An 18082-nucleotide genomic window follows, 5' to 3' on the forward strand; every position below is an offset into this window, starting at 1 on the left:
GCCGCCAAGAAACTTTCTGTTTTATCGGAAGAAGCCGAAATAGCCGACCATCTGGAAAATTCATCCCTTTGCGCTTATGTACCGACTGGTCTGCTTCATCAGGGGCGCTTCATGTTGCGCAATCTTATTGTTTATCTGGACTCGGTCAAATCCCGCGACCCGGCGCCGCGCTCGCGTGCCGAAATCCTGCTCTATCCGGGAGTCTGGTCGCTGGCCTTCCATCGGGTGGCCCACCGGCTTTATCGGGCGCGGCTCTATTTCCTTGCCCGCGCGGTGAATCACTTTTCGCGCTTCCTGACCGGCAATGACATCCATCCCGGCGCCCGTATAGGCCGGCGCTTCTTCATCGACCACGGCTTCACCGTCATCGGCGAGACGGCGGAGATTGGGGACGACGTCACCCTTTACCAGAATGTGACCCTGGGCGGCACCGATCCTGCCAACGGGATTGCGGGCAAGCGCCATCCCACGCTGGAGGATGGCGTCATCGTCGGTTCGGGCGCGCAGGTGCTGGGGCCGGTTCGCGTGGGCGCCCGCGCCCGCGTCGGCGCCAATGCCGTAGTGACCAAGGATGTGAAGGAAGGCGCCACCATGGTCGGCATTCCCGCGCGGGCGATGCTGGTGGACGTCACCGCCTATCAGCGCGATTTCCTGCCCTATGGCACGCCCTGCACCGACTGCTTCGACCCTGACAAGCAGAAGCTGGAACTGCTCCAGTGCGAGGTAGAGCAGTTGCAGAAGCGCCTGGCCGAACTGTTGGCCGAGCGCGGTCGCATGTCCGAAGACGACCTGCTGGACGGAGATGCGCCGGGCGATGGCCGGCCGCTGTTCAAGGAGCGTGGCCGCGCCTGATGAGCAACGTGACGCCGTTCCCGTCGCAAGCAGCCCAGGGCGCAACGGCGCCAGCCGGCCAGACCGGCTTCGATCGCCTCGAACTTGCGCGGATCATGGATCTGTATGGTCGCATGGTGGCCGCCGGTCACTGGCGCGACTATGCGATTGATCTGGGGCTTGAGGCCGCCATTTTTTCGGCCTTCCGCCGCGCGGCCGAACGTCCTGAATTCCGCATCGAAAAGCGCCCTTCGCTACGCCATCGCCAGGGCATGTGGGCGCTGATCGGAGAGGCGGGCCATGTGCTGAAGCGCGGTGCCGAGCTTCAGGGGATTCTCGCCCCGGTCGAACGCCGCCTGCTCAAGATCGTGGGCGACTGACGGCCGCTACGGCGGTCGGGGAATCCGCCTCCGGCCTGTCCCAAGTCTCCCCGTCGGCACAAGATTCGCCTTTTTCCCCGCCTTCGCTGATGGTAGCGCCTTTTTTGGAAAATCATGAAGGAGAGGCACCGCCCATGAGCTTGCCGGCATTGTTGGAAGGCCGTTTGTCCTTGCCGTTGATCGGTTCGCCGATGTTCATCGTCTCGCAACCCGCGCTTGTGATCGCCCAATGCCGCGCCGGGATCGTCGGCGCCTTTCCCTCGCTCAATGCCCGCCCGTCCGGGACGTTCGAACAATGGCTCCGGCAGTTGACCGAAGCGCTGACGAACAGGGACGCCCCCTTCGCCGTCAACCTGATCGTTCACAAGACCAACAGCCGGCTGGAGGAGGATCTGGCCCTGTGCGTGAAATATCGCGTACCCATCGTCATCACCTCGCTCGGCGCCAGGGAGGATGTGAATGCGGCGGTGCACGGCTATGGCGGCATCGTCCTGCATGACGTCATCAACAATGTCTTCGCGCGCAAGGCGATCGAAAAGGGCGCCGATGGCCTGATCGCGGTGGCGGCGGGGGCGGGCGGCCATGCCGGGACGCTATCGCCTTTCGCGCTGGTGGAGGAAATCCGCGCCTGGTTCGATGGCCCGCTGGCCTTGTCCGGCGCGATCGCGACGGGCCGGTCGATCGCGGCGGCGCGGATGATGGGCGCGGACTTCGCCTATATGGGGTCGCCCTTCATCGCGACCGAGGAAGCCAATGCCGATTCCGCCTACAAGCAGATGATCGTGGAGAGCGGCGCGGGCGACATCGTCTATTCGGACTTCTTCACCGGCGTTCTCGGCAATTATCTGCGTCCCAGTATCGCCGCCGCGGGCCTTGATCCCGACCGGCTGCCCAAGGCGCTGGACATGGATTTTTCCAGCATCGCCGGCGGCGACAAAAAGGCCTGGCGCGATGTCTGGGGCGCGGGGCAGGGGATTGGCGCCATCCGGCAGGTCCAGTCCGCCACGGCCTTCATTGCGCAACTCAAGGCGGAATATCAGGCCGCTATTGCTGCTTTTGGCGCTTGATCCGATCCCGTCGGATCAGGCTTCATTTTTATCTGCCGCAATTTTCAAATCGTTCGCCCGGTGGACAAACCGGGTTGGTTTCAAGCCATGCCCGGCTCACAGGAAGGCGCGCAATTCGGCGATGAACCGGTCGAACTGATCATGGTGCAGCCAGTGGCCGGCATCAGCGAATTCGACCAGGCGCGCGTCCTTGAAATGCGCCGCGCGTCCATCCTTGACCGGATTGGATGCCCAACTGTCCAGCCCCAGGCACAGGAGCGTCGGACAGGCGATCCGGCTCCAGAATTGGGGTAGTTCCTCGTCGTTGCCGGCCTGCGGCGCCAGGTCGTGCAGATAGGGGTCGAATTTCCAGCGATAACTGCCATCCTCGTTGCGATTGACGCCATGGATGGTCAGATGCATCGCCTGTTCGACCGACAGATGGTCGTTCCGTTCACGCATCCGCGCCACCGCTGCCTCGATGGTCGGATAATGCCGCCTCGGCTGGCGCGCGCGCGTCCGCCGCCTTTCGATCCATTGCAGCCACTGGTCGGGCGCGGGTTTCAGCGCCTGCTCCTCGATCCGGGCAGGGGACAGGCCCAGCCCCTCTATGGCCACCATCCTCGCGACCTTGTCCGGGAACAGTCCGGCATAGCGCAGCGCGATCGACCCGCCCAGCGAATGGCCGACCAATATGACCGGCCCCCGATCCAATTGCTCGACCAGCTGCGCCAGATCATAGACGAAGTTCGCCATCATATAGGAACCTTCGGCCGACCAGGCGCTGTCGCCATGGCCGCGCAGGTCGGGGGCGATGACGTGATAGTCCTTCGCCAGCATCCTGGCCGTCCAATCCCAGCTGCGCGCATGGTCGAAGCCGCCATGCACCAGGATCAGCGTCGGCGCCGCGCTGTTGCCCCAGTCCAGATAATGAAGGCGCATCCGCAACGAAGTGTAGAAATGCGAAGTCGGCGCGGCTTGCGTGTTCATGCGTTCCTGCGATGTGGCGGAAAAAGGACGGACGACGTTCATGTCTCTTTGGCAAACTCCCCGATGCTTGCAAGAGGCGAGAGCGGGAAAAATCCTGTTTTACGGGCCTTTTCCTAAAAGTCCGGTAAAGATCACAGATCGCCCGAATGGGCGGCCAGCCTGACGAGCTTCTGGCTGCCCTGCGTGACGGCCGTCACGATGCGGGCCAGTTCGGCCTGCTTGAAGGGCTTGTCCAGCCGGGGCCGCCGGGTCATGTTCGGCGGCAATTCTGCAAAGCCGGTGATGATGACGACGGGCAAATCCGGCAGCTTTTCCTCGATCTCATCGGCCAGTTGCGCGCCGGTCATGCCCGGCATGGCATAGTCGGTGATGACAAGGTCCACGCTACCCTCTTCAAGCATGCGCAGCGCATCCAGTCCGGATGTCGCCTGAAACACGGTATGGCCCAGTTCCTCCAGCATGCCGGCGGTGTTGGTCAGCACCAGATCGTCATCATCCACCGCCAAAATCACCAGAGGCTCCGTTGCCACGGCGGTCATGTCGATCGACTCCGGCGCCTCTTCCTCCACCTCCGCGCGGATGTCCGCGACCGGCAGCCACAGCGACACGGTGGTCCCGCGCCCCAATTCGCTGTGGATCGTGAGCAATCCGCCGCATTGCTCGGCAAAACCGTGCACCATGGACAGGCCGAGGCCGGTGCCCTTGCCGATGCCCTTGGTCGTGAAAAAGGGCTCGCGCGCGCGTTCCAGCGTCGCGCCGTCCATGCCTTCGCCCTCGTCGATGATCGACAGGCGCACATAGCAGCCACCGTCCAGATCGGGCCGCTGCGCCTTCGGCAGCGTCGCCTCGGCCCCCTCGATGATGATGTGTCCTCCCTGCGGCATGGCATCGCGGGCGTTCACGGCCAGGTTCAGCAGCGCCAGTTCCAGTTGCGCCGCATCGGCATGGGCAGCGCTCAGATGCAGGGGGAAGCGCGTTTCTATGGCGACCCCCGTGCCCAGCGTCGTCTTCAGCAGGTCGGCCATGTTCCGCACCAGCGCCACGCAATCAACGCTTTGCAGTTTCAATTCCTGCTTGCGCGCAAAGGCCAGCATGCGCTGCGTCAGCGTCGCTCCGCGCTCGGCGGCGGTCATGGCGTTGTCGATATAGCGTGACACGTCCGCCCCGGTCGTCAACCGCTGCCTCGCCAGATCCAGACTGCCGACGATCACCGCCAGCAGATTATTGAAATCATGGGCGACGCCGCCGGTCAGCTTGCCGATGGCCTCCATTTTCTGCGCCTGGAATATGGCTTCGCGCGCCTCTTCCAGCGCGATTTGGGTTTCGCGCCGTTCGGTCAGGTCGCGGGTGATCTTGGCGAAGCCGATGAGTTCGCCATTGGCTTCCCGGATGGCGTCGATGATGACATGCGCCCAGAATCGCGATCCGTCCTTGCGGATGCGCCATCCTTCCGCCTCGAACCGCCCTTCGCGCGCCGCTGTTTCCAACGCTCGCGAAGGCAGGCCGGCCATGCGGTCCTCCTCGGAATAGAAGCGGGCGAAATTCTGGCCCAATATCTCTTCGGTCTTATATCCCTTGAACCGCTCCGCCCCCGGATTCCAGCTGGTGATCGTCCCCACGGGATCGAGCATGTAGATCGCATAATCCGTCACGCCCTGCACCAGCAGGCGGAACCGTTCCTCGCTCCGCCGCAACTCCTCCTCCGCCGCGCGTCGTTCGGTCAGGTCGCGCGTGACCTTGGCAAAGCCGATCAGCTGGCCGCCCGGTTCGCGAATGGGATCGATGACGACATGCGCCCAGAATCGCGAACCATCCTTGCGCACGCGCCACCCTTCGGCTTCGAACCGGCCCTCTTGTTCGGCGGTTTCCAGCGCGATGGCGGGTATGCCGGCGGCCTGATCCTCCGGCGTATAGAAGCGTGAAAAATGCTCGCCGATAATCTCGTCCGCTTCATAGCCCTTGAAACGGCGCGCGCCTGCATTCCAGCTGATGACGATGCCGTTCGTCGACAGCATGTATATGGCATAGTCGGTGACGTTCTGGACCAGTAGCTCGAAGCGGTTTCCAGAACCTTCCGGTACCGCCGTGTTCATTGGGGGACCTTCGTGGAATATTCTTGTTCGACGGGATAACGTCCCTCTGCCTTGAACGTTCCGCCCCCGAAAGCGCAGCTCGCACCAGCCTGCGCCACCGATGGCATTGACTTGCCCACCCCCTCCGCGCCAAGGAGACGCTTCGCGAGGAGATGGAGCGCATATGGGCAAGACCGGGATCATCACAGTCATCGGCGAAGCGATGCTGGAACTGAGCCGCGGGGCTGGGGAGGGCCACTCCGGCGGGGGCTGGAACCTGCGCTATGGCGGCGACGTCATCAACACCGCCATCCATCTTGCCCGATCGGGCGACGCGGTGCGTTTCGCCAGCGCGATCGGCGCCGATCCGATGAGCGCCGGCCTGCGCGCGGCCTGCGAGGAAGAGGGGGTCGATACCTCCCTGCTGCTCGCTGACGAGGGGCGCCTGCCCGGCCTTTATGCGATAGAGACGGATGCCGACGGCGAACGCAGCTTCCATTACTGGCGCGGGGAAGCAGCCGCCCGGCGGATGTTCGACCTTCCCGGCAGTGCCGCCATGGTCGCGCAGGCGGCCCGGTCGGACCTGCTCTATTTTTCCCTGATCACCCTGGCGATTCTACCGGAAGAGGCCCGTGAAAAGCTGTTCGCCCTGTGCGGGACGGTTCGCGCGAATGGTGGCAGGGTCGCCTTTGACGGCAATTATCGCGCCCGCCTCTGGCCGGATGCGGTCACCGCCCGCCATTGGCGCGACAGGGCGATCGCGCTTAGCGACATGGGCCTGCCGACCTTGGCGGATGAGGTGGAAATGGGCGAAGCGGACGATGCCGGGGACGCCGCGAAGCGCTGGGGCGCCGCCGAAGGTCGCGAAATCGTCGTAAAGCTCGGCGCGGAAGGCTGTCTGGTGAATGGCGAGATCGTTGCTCCGCCAGCCCGGCTGACCGTCGTGGATTCAAGCGGCGCGGGCGATGCCTTCAACGGCGGTTATCTCCATGCCCGTCTTGCCGGCCAATCCCCCCGGGAAGCCGCTCTGGCCGGCCATCGGCTCGCGGGCTGGAACATTGGCCGTCGCGGCGCCATTCCCGGGCGCGATGCCGACGCACCCTATGGCTGAGCGCTGAAAATTCTCCACGCGCGCCTCGTTGACGCCATTCGCATCAACGGCTAAGCCGCGTTTCATCGTGCGGGTGTAGCTCAATGGCAGAGCAGAAGCTTCCCAAGCTTACGACGAGGGTTCGATTCCCTTCACCCGCTCCACCTGAAACATATGCCGATCATCCGACCTGCCGCTTGGCGAGCTTCCGCGCCAGCGTCCGCCGGTGCATGCCCAATCGCCGTGCCGCTTCGGAGATGTTGAAGTCGCTGTCCTTCAGCGCTTCGTGGATATGCTCCCATTCCAGCGTCTTGATCGATGTCGGGCGCGGCGCCAGCGGCGTGGAGGGGTCGCCTGCGGACCGGGCAAAGGCGGCCTCTATATCGTCGCTATTGGACGGTTTCGCCAGATAGTTGGAAGCGCCCAGCTTGATCGCTTCCACCGCTGTCGCGATGCTCGCAAAGCCGGTCAGGACCACGATCACCATGGCCGGATCATGGGCATGCAGCGTCTGCACGCACACCAGCCCGGACTCCGCGCCCAGTTTCAGATCGACCACCGCATAGCCCGGCCGGTTCCCCGTCAATACCGTCTCCAGCGCCGCATGGCTGTCGGCCGTCAACACGCTATAGCCGCGCCGTTCGAAGGACCGCCTGAGCGTTTTCGCGAACGCCTCGTCATCCTCCACGATCACCAGCACGCGCTCAGCGGTCATGAGTCCACCTCCTCTTCCAGTCCCACCGTGCCCAGCGGCAGACGCAGCAGGATCAGCGCGCCGCCATCCGCGCCATTGCTCGCGCTGACGCTGCCGCCCAGCTTGCGCACCACATTGACGACCAGGAACAGGCCCAGGCCGTGGCCTTCCTTGCCCTTGCTCGACCGATAGGGCTTGCCGAAATCCTCCAGCATGTCGCCGGTGAAACCGCTGCCATTGTCGCGCACGGCGATGTTGAGCGATGTGCTGTCGCGCCCGACCAGCAGGTCGATATAGGTCGCGCCTGCCTCCCGCGCATTGTCCAGCAGATTGCCGATCGCCTGCCGGATCACCGGATCGGCGATGATGAGGGGATAGGCATGCGGCCCGAAATCGCAGCGCAGCGGCATGCCGGGATTGGCCTTGCGCCATTCCATCGCGATGCCGTCGATGAAGTCGCGCACATTGGTCACTTCCGGCGCCTCGCCCCGCGCCTCGCCGGAAGACAGGAGGATGCCGGTCACGATTTCCTTGCACCGCTGCACGGCCGCCTGCATCTCGCCCACCTCCTCCATGAGGGCGGGGTGGCCCGTGATCTCCGGCATATGCTTCCAGTCGCCCAGCACCACGGCGAGCTGGGAGAGGGGGGTGCCCAGCTCATGCGCCGCGCCCGACGCCAGCAACCCCATGCGGATGATATGCTCCTCTTCCGCCGCCTGCTGCCGCAGCCTGGCGAGATAGGCGTCCCGGACCTGAAGGTTGCGCGTCACCGGCAGCACGAACAGCACCAGCAGCACCGCGATCATGGTGAGGCAGATCCAGGTGCCGACGATATGCAGGTCGAACAAATGGCCTTCCAGCGCCCCACGCAGGTCCAGCGGCCGGTAATGCAGCGCCAGCAGTCCCGCGCAGAGCGCCGAGACGAACACGATGCCCCAGACGCTCCAGCGGTCGAGCAGCACCGCGCCCAGCGCGACCTGCACCAGATAGAGGGAGATGAACGGATTGGTTGCCCCGCCGGAAAGATAAAGCTGCGCCGTCAACAACAGCACGTCGAACAGCAGCGACAGGAACAGCTCGGCATGGGACACGTCGGTCCGCTTGCGCAGCGCCTGGAAGCTGAGGCCGTTCATCAGCATCGCCATGCCCGCCACCAGCAACATCGGCGCGATCGGCAGGTGGATGCCCATGCCGAAATGCACGGCGAGGATGGTGATCAGCTGCCCCGCGATCGCCAGCCAGCGCAATTGCACCAGCAGCGCCAGATTCTTGCGCCCGGCTGCGTCGGCGGGCCACTGGCTGGGTTGCCAGAGCGTGCTGATTGGCAGGTTCCGGTTCATCCCCGTCGGTTTTTCCATTCCTGACGCATGACGAAGCTGTACGCGCCTGCGACCATCGCCGCCAGCACGAACCATGTGATCGCATATTGCAGATGGTTGTTGGGAAATTGGATGACGGTAAGGCCGCCAACCGGCAGCGCATCGGCAGAGGGGGATGCTGCCGCATCCACGAAATAATTCGCGACCGGCCCCTTTATTCCGCGCGCGGCTGCAATGGCGGTCACGTCGCGTGAATACCAACGGTCGGCCGCCGGATCGTTGGAGCGCAGGAAGCCGCCGCCCGGCTCGCTCCGCCGCAACAGGCCCGTGAGAAGCATTTCGCCTTGCGGCCGCGCATGATCCTTGCGGTTCCCGGGCGGTACGAAGCCGCGATTGACGATCAGCGTGAAGCCCTGATCCGTCACCAGCGGCGTCAGCACCCAGAAACCGGCGCCGCGCACGGTCACGGCCTGCACCAGCACGGCCTTGTCATGAAGGAAATGGCCCGAAATCCGCACCCGGCGATATTCGTCGGCCTGTCCGGCAGCGCGGGGCGCGGGGATGGGGAGGGCGTGAATTCGCGCATCGACGCGGGCGATCAGGTCGCGCTTCCAGCTCAGGCGCTGGACCTGCCAGACGCCGAGCGCGCAAAATCCGGCGAAAAAGAAAAGGGCAATCAGCGTCAGGCCGATCGCAAAGACCGGGGAACGCCGGCGGCGCTCCCCGGTTTCAGCCGTTGTCACGGCATCTCGCTCATATTCCGCATGGCGCTCATGTCATGCATCGCACTCATTTCCATGTCCGCATGCGGCATCATGTTGTTGTTGAGGTGGTACATGACCCACAGCGATCCCGACAGGACGATGACGACCAGCACGACGGTCAGCATCATCGCCATGAACGACCAGCCGCCTTCGACGCGGGTGTTCATGTGCAGGAAATAGATCATGTGGACGACCACCTGCACGGCGGCAAAGCCCATGATGACGGCGCCAGTCAGCTGCGGATCATGCAGCGCGCCGCTTATCACCAGCCAGAAGGGGATGGCCGTCAGGATCACCGACAGGCCGAACCCGATCATGTAGCTGCCGAAGCTGCCGTGCGAGCCTTCATGATGCCCATGTGCGTGATCGTCATGATGGCCATGGTCGTGACTGTGGACAGCGTCGCTCACCGCAGGACTCCCATCAGATAGACAAAGGTGAAGACGCCGATCCAGATGACGTCGAGGAAGTGCCAGAACAGCGACAGGCACATCAGGCGGCGCTTGTTGGCCGGGATCAGACCCTTCTTGGCCACCTGCACCATCAGCGTGATCAGCCAGATCGAACCGAAGGTGACGTGCAGGCCGTGGGTGCCGACCAGCGTGAAGAAGGACGACAGGAACGCCGAACGCCACGGACCCGCGCCCTCATGGATGAGGTGCGAGAATTCGTAGAGTTCGATGAACAGGAACGCCCCGCCGAACAGCAAGGTGACGAACAGCCAGCCCTGCGTGGCGCCGGCCCTGTTCTTCTCCATCGCCAGCATGGCGAAACCATAGGTGATTGACGAGAACAGCAGCATCGCGGTGTTGAGCGCGATCAGCGGCAGGTCGAACAGGTCCTTCGGCCCCGGCCCGCCGGCATAGCTGCCGCCGAGCACGGCATAGGTGGCGAAGAGGATGGCGAAGATGAGGCAGTCGCTCATCAGGTACATCCAGAAGCCCAGATTGGTGCTGTGGCCTTCGTGGAGGTGCGGTTCCTCGGGAAGATGGTAAGCCCGCTCTTCCCGATGCGCCATTGCAGTTGCGCTACTCATATCTGTCAGGCTCCCACCGCCGCGATGGTGCGCGTGCGCTCTTCCTCGGTGCGCGTGACGACATCCTGAGGGATGTAGAAGTCGCGCTTGTAGTTGAAGGTATGGCCGATGGCGACGGCGATCAGGCCCACGAAGCTGAGGCCCGCCAGCCACCACATGTACCAGATCAGCGCGAAACCGCAGACCGTGGCCAGACCAGCGAGGATGACACCCGCGCCCGTGCTGCTCGGCATATGGATCGCCTGATAGCCGGAGAGCGGACGCTGATAATTGTTCCGCTTCATGTCCGCCCAGGTGTCGGTGTCGTAGACGACCGGCGTGAAGGCGAAATTATACTCTGGCGGGGGCGAGGACGTCGCCCATTCCAGCGTGCGGCCATCCCAGGGATCGCCCTCCACCTTCAGTTCGTCCCGCTTCCAGATCGACACCGCGAACTGGACCAGCATGGCGCCGATGCCCGCCGCGACGATGGCGGCGCCGACGGCGGCGACGACGAACCAGATATGGATCGACGGATCGTCGAACACGCGCATGCGGCGGGTGACGCCCATCAGGCCCAGGATGTAGAGCGGGGTGAAGGCCATCCAGAAACCGACCTGCCAGCACCAGAAGCTCACCTTGCCCCAGAAGACGTTGAGCTTGAAGCCGAAGGCCTTGGGCCACCAATAGTTGATCGCCGCGAACAGGCCGAACAGCACGCCGCCGATGATCACATTGTGGAAGTGCGCGATCAGGAACAGCGAGTTGTGCAGCACGAAGTCCGCAGGCGGAACGGCCAGCAGCACGCCGGTCATGCCACCGATCGTGAAGGTCAGCATGAAGGCGACGGTCCACATCATCGGCAGCTCGAAACGGATCTTGCCGCGATACATGGTGAACAGCCAGTTGAACAGCTTCGCCCCCGTCGGGATCGAGATGATCATCGTCGTGATGCCGAAGAAGCTGTTGACGCTGGCGCCGGACCCCATGGTGAAGAAATGGTGCAGCCACACAAGGTAGGACAGCACCATGATGCAGCAGGTCGCATAGACCATTGAGGTGTAGCCGAAGAGACGCTTGCCCGAGAAGGTCGAGGTGACTTCGGAGAAGACGCCGAACAGCGGCAGGATGAGGATGTAGACTTCCGGGTGGCCCCAGATCCAGATGAGGTTGACATACATCATCGGATTGCCGCCGAAATCATTGGTGAAGAAGGCGGTGCCGACATAGCGGTCGAGCGACAGCAGAACGAGCGTCGCGGTCAGGATGGGGAAGGAAGCGACGATCAGGATGTTCGCGCAGAGCGAGGTCCAGGTGAACACCGGCATCTTCATGAGGGACATGCCCGGCGCGCGCATCTTCACGATGGTCGCGATCAGGTTGATGCCCGATAATGTCGTGCCGACACCGGCCACCTGAAGCGCCCAGATATAATAGTCGACGCCCGTGGCCGGGCTGTATGCGATCCCCGAAAGCGGCGGATAGGCGAGCCAGCCGGTCTGGGCGAACTCGCCCAGGAACAGCGAACACATCACCAAAACCGCGCCGCCAGTGGTCATCCAGAAGCTGAAATTGTTCAGGAAGGGGAACGACACGTCGCGCGCGCCGATCTGGAGCGGCACGATATAATTCATCAGGCCCGTGATGAACGGCATCGCCACGAAGAAGATCATGATGACGCCGTGCGCGGTGAACACCTGATCATAGTGATGGGCGTTGAGATACCCTTCGGACCCGTTGAAGGCGAGAGCCTGCTGCAACCGCATCATGACCGCGTCGGCAAAGCCGCGCAGGAACATGACAAGGCCCAGCACCATGTACATGATGCCGATCTTCTTGTGATCGACGCTGGTGAACCACTCTTTCCAGAGATAGCCCCAGAGCTTGAACCAGGTCAGCGCCGCGACCACCGCCGCGCCGCCGAGCACCACCGCCGCGAAGGTCGCGACAATGATGGGCTCATGCCATGGGAAGCTGTCCCATGTCAGACGACCGAAGATCATCTGTGCTGTTGTCATTGTGCCAGTCATGGATCTCACCGATGCTGCGCGTGCGCGTCAGCGCCGCTATGAGAGGAGTGATCATTTTCAGCGCCCGGAGCATCAGGCGCGGTCTGCACGCCCTTGTTGCGCTCCGTCTGGTCGATCACATGGCTGCCCGGGAAGTCGTACTTCAGACCCTCGGTTTCCCTGGCCGATTCCTTGCCCGCGCCGCCCATCATGTTGATGCGCATCAGCTCGCCCATGCAACGCTGGCCGGGCTTGGGGCAAAGGTTCACGACCGCGTCGAACAGCTTGGGCTCAACGGTGGAATAATAGGCGACCGGCGCCTTTTCGGTCGGCTTGGCGAGGGTCAGATAAGCATTGCGGTCAAGGTTCGACCCGCCCGCCTTCACCTTCGCGACCCAGGCGTCGAACCCGGCCTGGTCCAGCGCATGATAGCCAAAGCGCATATGGCTGAAGCCTGCCCCCGAATAATTGGCGGAGAAGCCGACACCGCCGACCGCCTTGTTGGCGACCGCGTGCAACTGCGTCTTCATGCCCGGCATGGCATAGATCTGCCCGGCCAGTTCGGGAATGTAGAAGCTGTTCATCACGGTCGAGGCCGTGATGTCGAACCGCACCGGCACATTGGTCGGAACCGCCAGTTCATTGACGGTGGCGATGCCCAGTTCCGGATAGATGAACAGCCATTTCCAGTCGAGTGCGACGACTTCGACCTTCAGCGGCTTCACCTTGGGGTCGATCGCGGTCTTCGCGTCGATCCGGTCCAGCGGCCGATAGGGGTCCAGCTTGTGCGTGCTCACCCAGGTCAGCGCGCCCAGGCAGATGATGATCAGCAGCGGCGCCGACCAGATCAGCAGTTCCAGCTTGGTGGAATGATCCCAGTCCGGATCATATTCCTTGTCCACCGCCTTGTTCGCCGCGCGATAGCGCCACGCGAACCAGACGACCATGGCCATGACGGGCACGACGATCAGCAGCATCAGCGCGGTCGAGATCAGGATCAGGTCGCGCTGCTGCACTGCAATATCGCCCGACGGGTTCATCACGACCCAGTCGCATGCCGTCAAAGGCAGCGCCAGAATCGGAGTGGACCAGCAAAAAAGCCGAGTCCATTTGGGTGAGGAAGGGTGTGACATGGCGCGCGCCTAACCCTTCCGCAAGGAGTCGAACAGTGGACAGTTTGTCCCATTGTACGCAGATGCAAAAAATGCTTGAGGCGTGGGATACTGCTTAGACTCCGCCGCTTTTCTGTTATGTTGCCTGTCCGTAGCCATCGGCAGAACAGAAAAACGTTCCGGTGGCTTAGCCAAGGAGCGGATGCCGATGAGTTCACAGGCCATGACCTTCACCTCCCGATCGCTGGAGGATGATGCGCGCCTGATCAATGCGCGGGACCACAAGATCGCGCCGGGTGATATTTCCATCGGGGTGATCATCGGTCGCACCTCCGAATTTTTTGATTTCTTCGTCTATGCCATCGCTTCGGTCATCGTTTTCCCGAGCCTGGTCTTCCCCTATGTGGATGCGCTGACGGGGACCCTCTATTCCTTCGGCATCTTCGCCGTCGCCTTCATCACGCGTCCGATCGGCTCGCTGATCTTCATGGCCATCGACCGCCACTTCGGTCGCGGAACGAAGCTGACCGTGGCGCTGTTCCTGCTGGGCGGTTCGACGGCGTCGATCGCCTTCATGCCCGGCTATGCGACCATTGGCCACTATGCAGCGGTCGTACTGGTCATTTTGCGCGCCGCGCAGGGGATCGCGCTGGGCGGAACCTGGGACGGCCTCGCTTCGCTGCTGTCGCTGAATGCGCCGCAGCATCAGCGCGGCTGGTACGCCATGGTGCCGCAGCTTGGCGCGCCGCTGGCGCTGCTGGTGGCGAGCGGTCTGTTCGCCTTCTTCCTGCTGAACCTCACCAAAGTGGATTTTCTCGACTGGGGCTGGCGCTATCCTTTCTTCGTCGCCTTTGCGATCAACGTGGTGGCGCTTTTCGCCCGCCTGCGCATCGTCGTGACCCATGAGTTCGAGCGCCTGTTCGAGCAGAAGGACCTCCAGCCCTCCGAAGTCCTGCCGACCGTCAAGGCGGAGGGGCGCAACATCATCATCGGCGCCTTCGCTCCGCTGGCCAGCTTCGCGCTGTTCCACATGGTGACGGTCTTCCCGCTCAGCTGGGTGGCCCTCTTCACCAAGCAGCCGCTCGAACGCTTCCTCATCATCGAGATGATCGGCGCGTCGGTGGGCCTGCTCGCCATCGTCGTCTCGGGCTTCATCGCGGACCAGATCGGCCGCCGCTCGCTGCTCGCCTGGTCGGCGCTCGGCATCGCGATCTTCAGTGTCATGGCGCCGCTGCTGCTGAACGGCGGCGATCTGGGCGAGGTTGCCTTCATGATCCTGGGCTTCATGCTGCTGGGTCTGGCTTTCGGCCAGTCCTCCGGCGTGGTGGCGTCGAACTTCGCGACCGAGACGCGCTACACCGGCTCGGCGCTGACGTCCGACCTGGCATGGCTGGTCGGCGCGGGCTTCGCTCCGCTGGTGGCGCTGTTGCTGTCGGTGAAGTTCGGCCTTGCCGCCTCGGGCATCTATCTGCTCTCGGGCGCGGTGGCGACCATGGTGGCGCTCTACGTCAACAAGGAACTGGCGGCCCGCGACCGCTGAGAAGGATAGGGGGGAGCCCTCAGGGCTTCCCCCGCATCCCCGACGCCTTCATCTTCTTCAGGGCCTTCCGGTCGAACCAGCCCATGGGCAACGGCCTCGGCCGGAAACGGGGCAACCATTCGCCATAAAGCGCATCCATCCGAACCGGCAGACCCGCAACGCCGTCCCGGCGCATGATGTCCGAGATGATCCGGTTCTGGAAGAAGCGCACCGAATAGTTGATCATCCGCCGATACTGCATGCGAAGCGTGGAGGGCCGCAGCAGGCTCACTGCCTCGCAGCGAAAGCCCGCCTCCTCGCAGGCCAGCACGCGCTCCCGCTCCCAATCCGCATCGCGCCCCAGATCGGTATGCGCCCATGCCGCGACCAATCCATCGTCCCCGATCAGGTCCTCCGGCAGGCGCAATCCCCGCGCCTTGATCGCCTCGACAAACCGCCCCGACAACGCATAAAGATCGCCGAACAGCCCCCGCTCGTCGCGCAGGCTTTGCCGATAGGCTTCCACCGAACGCCCGTTGACCGGCATCCCTGCCGCCGCATTGGCATCGGGCCGTGCGGTCAATTCCATCACCAATGCATCGATCGACCCGGCGACGATCTCCGCATCGCCATCCATGAAAAGGACCGCATCCTCATCACCGCTCAGCAGGGCATGGACGAAATGATTCCATGTCCGTGACTTGCCCCCGGCGGCAATGTCATGGACGATGACATTCACCCGCCCGCCCGCTACCTCTCGCGCCCGCGATGCGGTCAGGTCTGTCGACCCGTTCACCAGCACGTGAAAGACGATATCCGCCCGGTCCAGCGGCAGGGACGCCAGGCAAAGCCCAATCCGCCGCTCCTCCTGATGCGCGAATATGCCGACGGCGACGCGCACTTTCAGCGGAAGTCCCAACCCTGCTGCCCATGCTGCGCCCGATCCAGCCCTTCGGCTTCTTCCCGCGCGCCGATCCGGGGCGACACCACCACCGACAGGATCAGGGCAATGATCGCCGATCCCATCATCGCCCAGATCGCCACGACCGCAACGCCGATCAATTGCGCGACAAAGGCGCCGCCCAGACTGATCCCGGCCGCAAAGCCGACCCCGCCCAATACCGGCAGGACGAAGGGCACCAGCAACAACGCCCCGATCAACCCGCCCAGCCCGTGGATCAGGAAAACATCCGCCGCATCGTCGATCCGCTTGCCCAGCAATGCCTTGGCCACGCGGCAGAGAAGGGCCGTGATCAGCCCGATCATCATCGCGCCGCCGGGTCCCACGACAGTCGCTGAAGCGGAAATCGCCACCAGCCCCGCCAGGGCGCCGGAAACGACGCTCGCGGCCGTCACCCGGCCTCCATCGATCCGTTCCGCCAGCATCCAGCCAAAAACGCCGGCACAGGCGGCGAAATGCGCGTTGAGAATAGCCGTTGCCGCCTCATCGGTCGCGCCAAATGCCCAGCCACCGACGATCCCGGCCCAGCCGACCCACAAGAGCGCGCCGCCCGCCAGCCCCAGCACCGGCGCATGGCCTGGGGAAACGGCCTGCCGCCTGCCCACGATCAAGGTGAGTGTCAGGGCCGAAAAGCCAGCGCACAGATGGATGACCAGCGCGCCCGAAAAGTCCATGACCCCCAGCTTCGCCAGCCATCCGCCGCCCCACACCCAATGCGCTACCGGCGCATAGACCAGCAGCATCCAGAGCAGCGCAAAGGTCGTCATCCAGCCCAGCCGCACCCGTTCCGCCACGGCGCCGGGCAGCAGGCAGGCGGCAAGGATCGCCAGCCCCGTCTGGAACAGCACGAAGGCCGATTCCGGCACCGTCAACCCGTCCCGCAACGCGCCGAGATTGGCCAGCAGCACATGCGCGCCGCCGCCCAGCCAGCCGCTCCCCGGCGCATAGGCCAGGCTATAGCCGACGACTCCCCACAGCAGCGATATCCCCGCGGCGATCACCAGTATCTGCACGCCTGCGGAAAGGGCGCTGCGCACATGGACCAGCCCCGCATGGCGCAGCGCCAGTCCGGGCAGGGCCGCCAGCAATACCAATATGCCGCACAGGATCATCCAGGCCGTATCGCCGCTATCGGCCACGGCCACCTGCGCCATGGCCGGTTGGGGCAGCAGCGATGCGGAAAGAAGGGACAGGGCAAACAGACGGGGCATCAGATGATCCGGCAATCCAGAATTCCGCCCTGACGTAACGCAGCCAAGGTAAAGACTTGCCTAACCCCGATTTTCGCTCAGCGGGAAAGGGCGATGCGGGCGGCCGCCATCTACAGATAATCCTGTCCTACAGGCTATGTCCGGGATTAGGGACTGAATGTCGATCGACCTCGGAACTGCCCCGCTCCTTGAACCGTGAAATCCCACGCTCCCGCTGATCCGGCGCGCCTATGCCCCGTGTCACTTATGCATCGTGTCACCTGTGTCACCCTGATCCTGTCGGGGCAGCTCAATAGGCATCGCCGCCACAGCTGATCCGCCCCGTCCCGCGGTTGTCGACGCTGCAAGCCGCCTTGCCCATAATCGTCACGTCGCCGGAGCCGGAAGCCGTCACCCTGGCCGTCACCTCCGCCGTCAGCGCGACATTGCCCGGCCCGTCATTCGCCACCACGGCCTGCCGCGCCCGCAACCCTTCCGCCGCCACCGCACCCGGTCCCGTCACCCGCACATTCGCGACCGCCGCGCGTCCGGCCAAAGTGGCTCGTCCAGCCCCCGCGACGCCCAGATCGAGCTGATCCAGATCGACGGCCGCCACGCTGATATCGCCATTGCCACCCAGCACGATCCCGCCGCGCAGCCCCTTCATCCGGCTCACCGACACCGATCCGCCGCCCGTCAGCACGATTCGCCCGATCTCTCCGGTCGACAGCCGCAATATGGCCCGGCCGGCGCCCTTTTCGCCGGGACGCGCCCGGTCCATGGTCACGGCCAGCAATCGTCCCGACACATCCAGCTTCAGCCGATCGAGCGCCGCCTGATCCCCTTCCGCCCGTGCCGAAGCCCCGGCGCCGGTGGTGATCACGACCTCGACCGGCGCATCCACCCGGATCGCCTCGAAACTGGTGATGGTAAATACCCGCGTCGCCGCCTCGACCGGAGCCGCCAATCCCAACATGGTCAGGACCGCCAGAGTGATTTCAAGCCAGATGGAAACGCCAGTCCGGCGAAGCCAATCATCTGGCGGCTCGGAAATCACGGACAACAAAGAATCACTGGAGTCATTACGGGT

The 18082-nt window shown here is 63.8% G+C and carries 17 protein-coding genes and 1 tRNA gene; 6 read left to right on the plus strand and 12 right to left on the minus strand.

The window, feature by feature from the left end:
- Positions 1-111 precede the first annotated feature (111 nt).
- From epsC to RUH75_RS05870, 3 genes are all read left to right on the plus strand, one after another.
- Positions 112-852, plus strand: coding sequence for a serine O-acetyltransferase EpsC (gene epsC / locus RUH75_RS05860; RefSeq protein ID WP_313803113.1), 741 nt, complete (start codon positions 112-114; stop codon positions 850-852).
- A complete protein-coding gene (locus RUH75_RS05865; protein ID WP_313803114.1) occupies positions 852-1211 on the plus strand; it encodes a DUF2794 domain-containing protein in 360 nt (119 codons plus the stop codon). Before epsC ends, RUH75_RS05865 begins: the two co-directional genes overlap by 1 nt.
- Positions 1212-1345: 134 nt before the next feature.
- Entirely contained in the window at positions 1346-2278 is a 933-nt protein-coding gene (locus tag RUH75_RS05870) for a nitronate monooxygenase family protein (RefSeq protein WP_313803115.1), read from the plus strand.
- 96 nt (positions 2279-2374) lie between these two features.
- Here the strand turns inward: RUH75_RS05870 and RUH75_RS05875 are convergent, their stop codons facing one another.
- Positions 2375-3247 (minus strand): alpha/beta hydrolase, encoded by an 873-nt coding sequence (locus RUH75_RS05875; protein ID WP_313803117.1) that lies wholly within the window; start codon positions 3245-3247, stop codon positions 2375-2377.
- Between the two features lie 131 nt (positions 3248-3378).
- Positions 3379-5340: a PAS domain S-box protein gene (locus RUH75_RS05880; protein WP_313803119.1), complete on the minus strand. Its 1962-nt coding sequence runs from the start codon at positions 5338-5340 to the stop codon at positions 3379-3381.
- Positions 5341-5503: 163 nt separating this feature from the next.
- Here RUH75_RS05880 and RUH75_RS05885 point away from each other — a divergent pair, with 163 nt between their 5' ends.
- Together RUH75_RS05885 and RUH75_RS05890 are read left to right on the plus strand one after the other, a co-directional pair.
- Positions 5504-6430: a sugar kinase gene (locus tag RUH75_RS05885; protein WP_313803121.1), complete on the plus strand. Its 927-nt coding sequence runs from the start codon at positions 5504-5506 to the stop codon at positions 6428-6430.
- Between the two features lie 69 nt (positions 6431-6499).
- Positions 6500-6573: transfer RNA gene (locus RUH75_RS05890), tRNA-Gly, on the plus strand.
- Positions 6574-6590: 17 nt separating this feature from the next.
- Here the strand turns inward: RUH75_RS05890 and RUH75_RS05895 are convergent.
- From RUH75_RS05895 to cyoA, 7 genes are read right to left on the minus strand one after another with little or no spacing between them, the layout of a single operon-like run.
- On the minus strand, positions 6591-7124 hold the full coding sequence (locus RUH75_RS05895) for a response regulator transcription factor (RefSeq protein WP_313803123.1): 534 nt from the start codon (positions 7122-7124) through the stop codon (positions 6591-6593).
- Entirely contained in the window at positions 7121-8443 is a 1323-nt protein-coding gene (locus RUH75_RS05900) for an ATP-binding protein (RefSeq protein WP_313803147.1), read from the minus strand. The genes RUH75_RS05895 and RUH75_RS05900 overlap by 4 nt, the downstream gene beginning before the upstream one ends.
- The gene (locus RUH75_RS05905; protein WP_313803125.1) at positions 8440-9165 is read right to left on the minus strand and encodes an SURF1 family protein; all 726 of its coding nucleotides are present in this window, start codon (positions 9163-9165) and stop codon (positions 8440-8442) included. Before RUH75_RS05905 ends, RUH75_RS05900 begins: the two co-directional genes overlap by 4 nt.
- Complete coding sequence (gene cyoD / locus RUH75_RS05910; protein ID WP_313803126.1) at positions 9162-9596, minus strand: cytochrome o ubiquinol oxidase subunit IV; 435 nt, start codon at positions 9594-9596, stop codon at positions 9162-9164. The genes RUH75_RS05905 and cyoD overlap by 4 nt, the downstream gene beginning before the upstream one ends.
- Positions 9593-10204 carry a cytochrome o ubiquinol oxidase subunit III gene (gene cyoC / locus RUH75_RS05915; RefSeq protein WP_409592326.1) on the minus strand — a complete coding sequence of 204 codons (612 nt, stop codon included), beginning with the start codon at positions 10202-10204 and terminating at the stop codon, positions 9593-9595. The genes cyoD and cyoC overlap by 4 nt, the downstream gene beginning before the upstream one ends.
- 23 nt (positions 10205-10227) lie before the next feature.
- The gene (gene cyoB / locus RUH75_RS05920; protein ID WP_313803130.1) at positions 10228-12231 is read right to left on the minus strand and encodes a cytochrome o ubiquinol oxidase subunit I; all 2004 of its coding nucleotides are present in this window, start codon (positions 12229-12231) and stop codon (positions 10228-10230) included.
- Between the two features lie 5 nt (positions 12232-12236).
- Positions 12237-13343, minus strand: a complete 1107-nt coding sequence (gene cyoA, locus RUH75_RS05925) for a ubiquinol oxidase subunit II (RefSeq protein ID WP_313803132.1) — start codon at positions 13341-13343, stop codon at positions 12237-12239.
- A gap of 187 nt (positions 13344-13530) precedes the next feature.
- On the opposite strand from cyoA, the gene RUH75_RS05930 reads away from it, so the two are divergent.
- Positions 13531-14862: an MFS transporter gene (locus RUH75_RS05930; RefSeq protein WP_313803133.1), complete on the plus strand. Its 1332-nt coding sequence runs from the start codon at positions 13531-13533 to the stop codon at positions 14860-14862.
- A 19-nt stretch (positions 14863-14881) separates the two neighbouring features.
- Here RUH75_RS05930 and RUH75_RS05935 read toward each other — a convergent pair whose 3' ends face one another.
- From RUH75_RS05935 to RUH75_RS05945, 3 genes are all read right to left on the minus strand, one after another.
- Positions 14882-15742: a glycosyltransferase family A protein gene (locus RUH75_RS05935; protein WP_313803134.1), complete on the minus strand. Its 861-nt coding sequence runs from the start codon at positions 15740-15742 to the stop codon at positions 14882-14884.
- Positions 15743-15744: 2 nt separating this feature from the next.
- On the minus strand, positions 15745-17013 hold the full coding sequence (locus RUH75_RS05940; RefSeq protein WP_313803136.1) for an ammonium transporter: 1269 nt from the start codon (positions 17011-17013) through the stop codon (positions 15745-15747).
- A 289-nt stretch (positions 17014-17302) separates the two neighbouring features.
- On the minus strand, positions 17303-17968 hold the full coding sequence (locus RUH75_RS05945; protein ID WP_313803149.1) for a GIN domain-containing protein: 666 nt from the start codon (positions 17966-17968) through the stop codon (positions 17303-17305).
- Positions 17969-18082 lie beyond the last annotated feature (114 nt).

Source organism: Sphingobium sp. (genome assembly GCF_032153725.1).
Taxonomy (GTDB): domain Bacteria; phylum Pseudomonadota; class Alphaproteobacteria; order Sphingomonadales; family Sphingomonadaceae; genus Sphingobium.

What these genes read in the sequence shown, in the direction of transcription:
- epsC (WP_313803113.1), top strand. Translation starts at nt 112, where the DNA reads ATGTTGCGCAATCTTATTGTTTATCTGGACTCGGTCAAATCCCGCGAC.
- RUH75_RS05865 (WP_313803114.1), top strand. Translation starts at nt 852, where the DNA reads ATGAGCAACGTGACGCCGTTCCCGTCGCAAGCAGCCCAGGGCGCAACG.
- RUH75_RS05870 (WP_313803115.1), top strand. Translation starts at nt 1,346, where the DNA reads ATGAGCTTGCCGGCATTGTTGGAAGGCCGTTTGTCCTTGCCGTTGATC.
- RUH75_RS05875 (WP_313803117.1), bottom strand. Translation starts at nt 3,247, where the DNA reads ATGAACACGCAAGCCGCGCCGACTTCGCATTTCTACACTTCGTTGCGG.
- RUH75_RS05880 (WP_313803119.1), bottom strand. Translation starts at nt 5,340, where the DNA reads ATGAACACGGCGGTACCGGAAGGTTCTGGAAACCGCTTCGAGCTACTG.
- RUH75_RS05885 (WP_313803121.1), top strand. Translation starts at nt 5,504, where the DNA reads ATGGGCAAGACCGGGATCATCACAGTCATCGGCGAAGCGATGCTGGAA.
- RUH75_RS05895 (WP_313803123.1), bottom strand. Translation starts at nt 7,124, where the DNA reads ATGACCGCTGAGCGCGTGCTGGTGATCGTGGAGGATGACGAGGCGTTC.
- RUH75_RS05900 (WP_313803147.1), bottom strand. Translation starts at nt 8,443, where the DNA reads ATGAACCGGAACCTGCCAATCAGCACGCTCTGGCAACCCAGCCAGTGG.
- cyoC (WP_409592326.1), bottom strand. Translation starts at nt 10,204, where the DNA reads ATGGCGCATCGGGAAGAGCGGGCTTACCATCTTCCCGAGGAACCGCAC.
- cyoB (WP_313803130.1), bottom strand. Translation starts at nt 12,231, where the DNA reads ATGACTGGCACAATGACAACAGCACAGATGATCTTCGGTCGTCTGACA.
- cyoA (WP_313803132.1), bottom strand. Translation starts at nt 13,343, where the DNA reads ATGTCACACCCTTCCTCACCCAAATGGACTCGGCTTTTTTGCTGGTCC.
- RUH75_RS05930 (WP_313803133.1), top strand. Translation starts at nt 13,531, where the DNA reads ATGAGTTCACAGGCCATGACCTTCACCTCCCGATCGCTGGAGGATGAT.
- RUH75_RS05940 (WP_313803136.1), bottom strand. Translation starts at nt 17,013, where the DNA reads ATGCCCCGTCTGTTTGCCCTGTCCCTTCTTTCCGCATCGCTGCTGCCC.
- RUH75_RS05945 (WP_313803149.1), bottom strand. Translation starts at nt 17,968, where the DNA reads ATGTTGGGATTGGCGGCTCCGGTCGAGGCGGCGACGCGGGTATTTACC.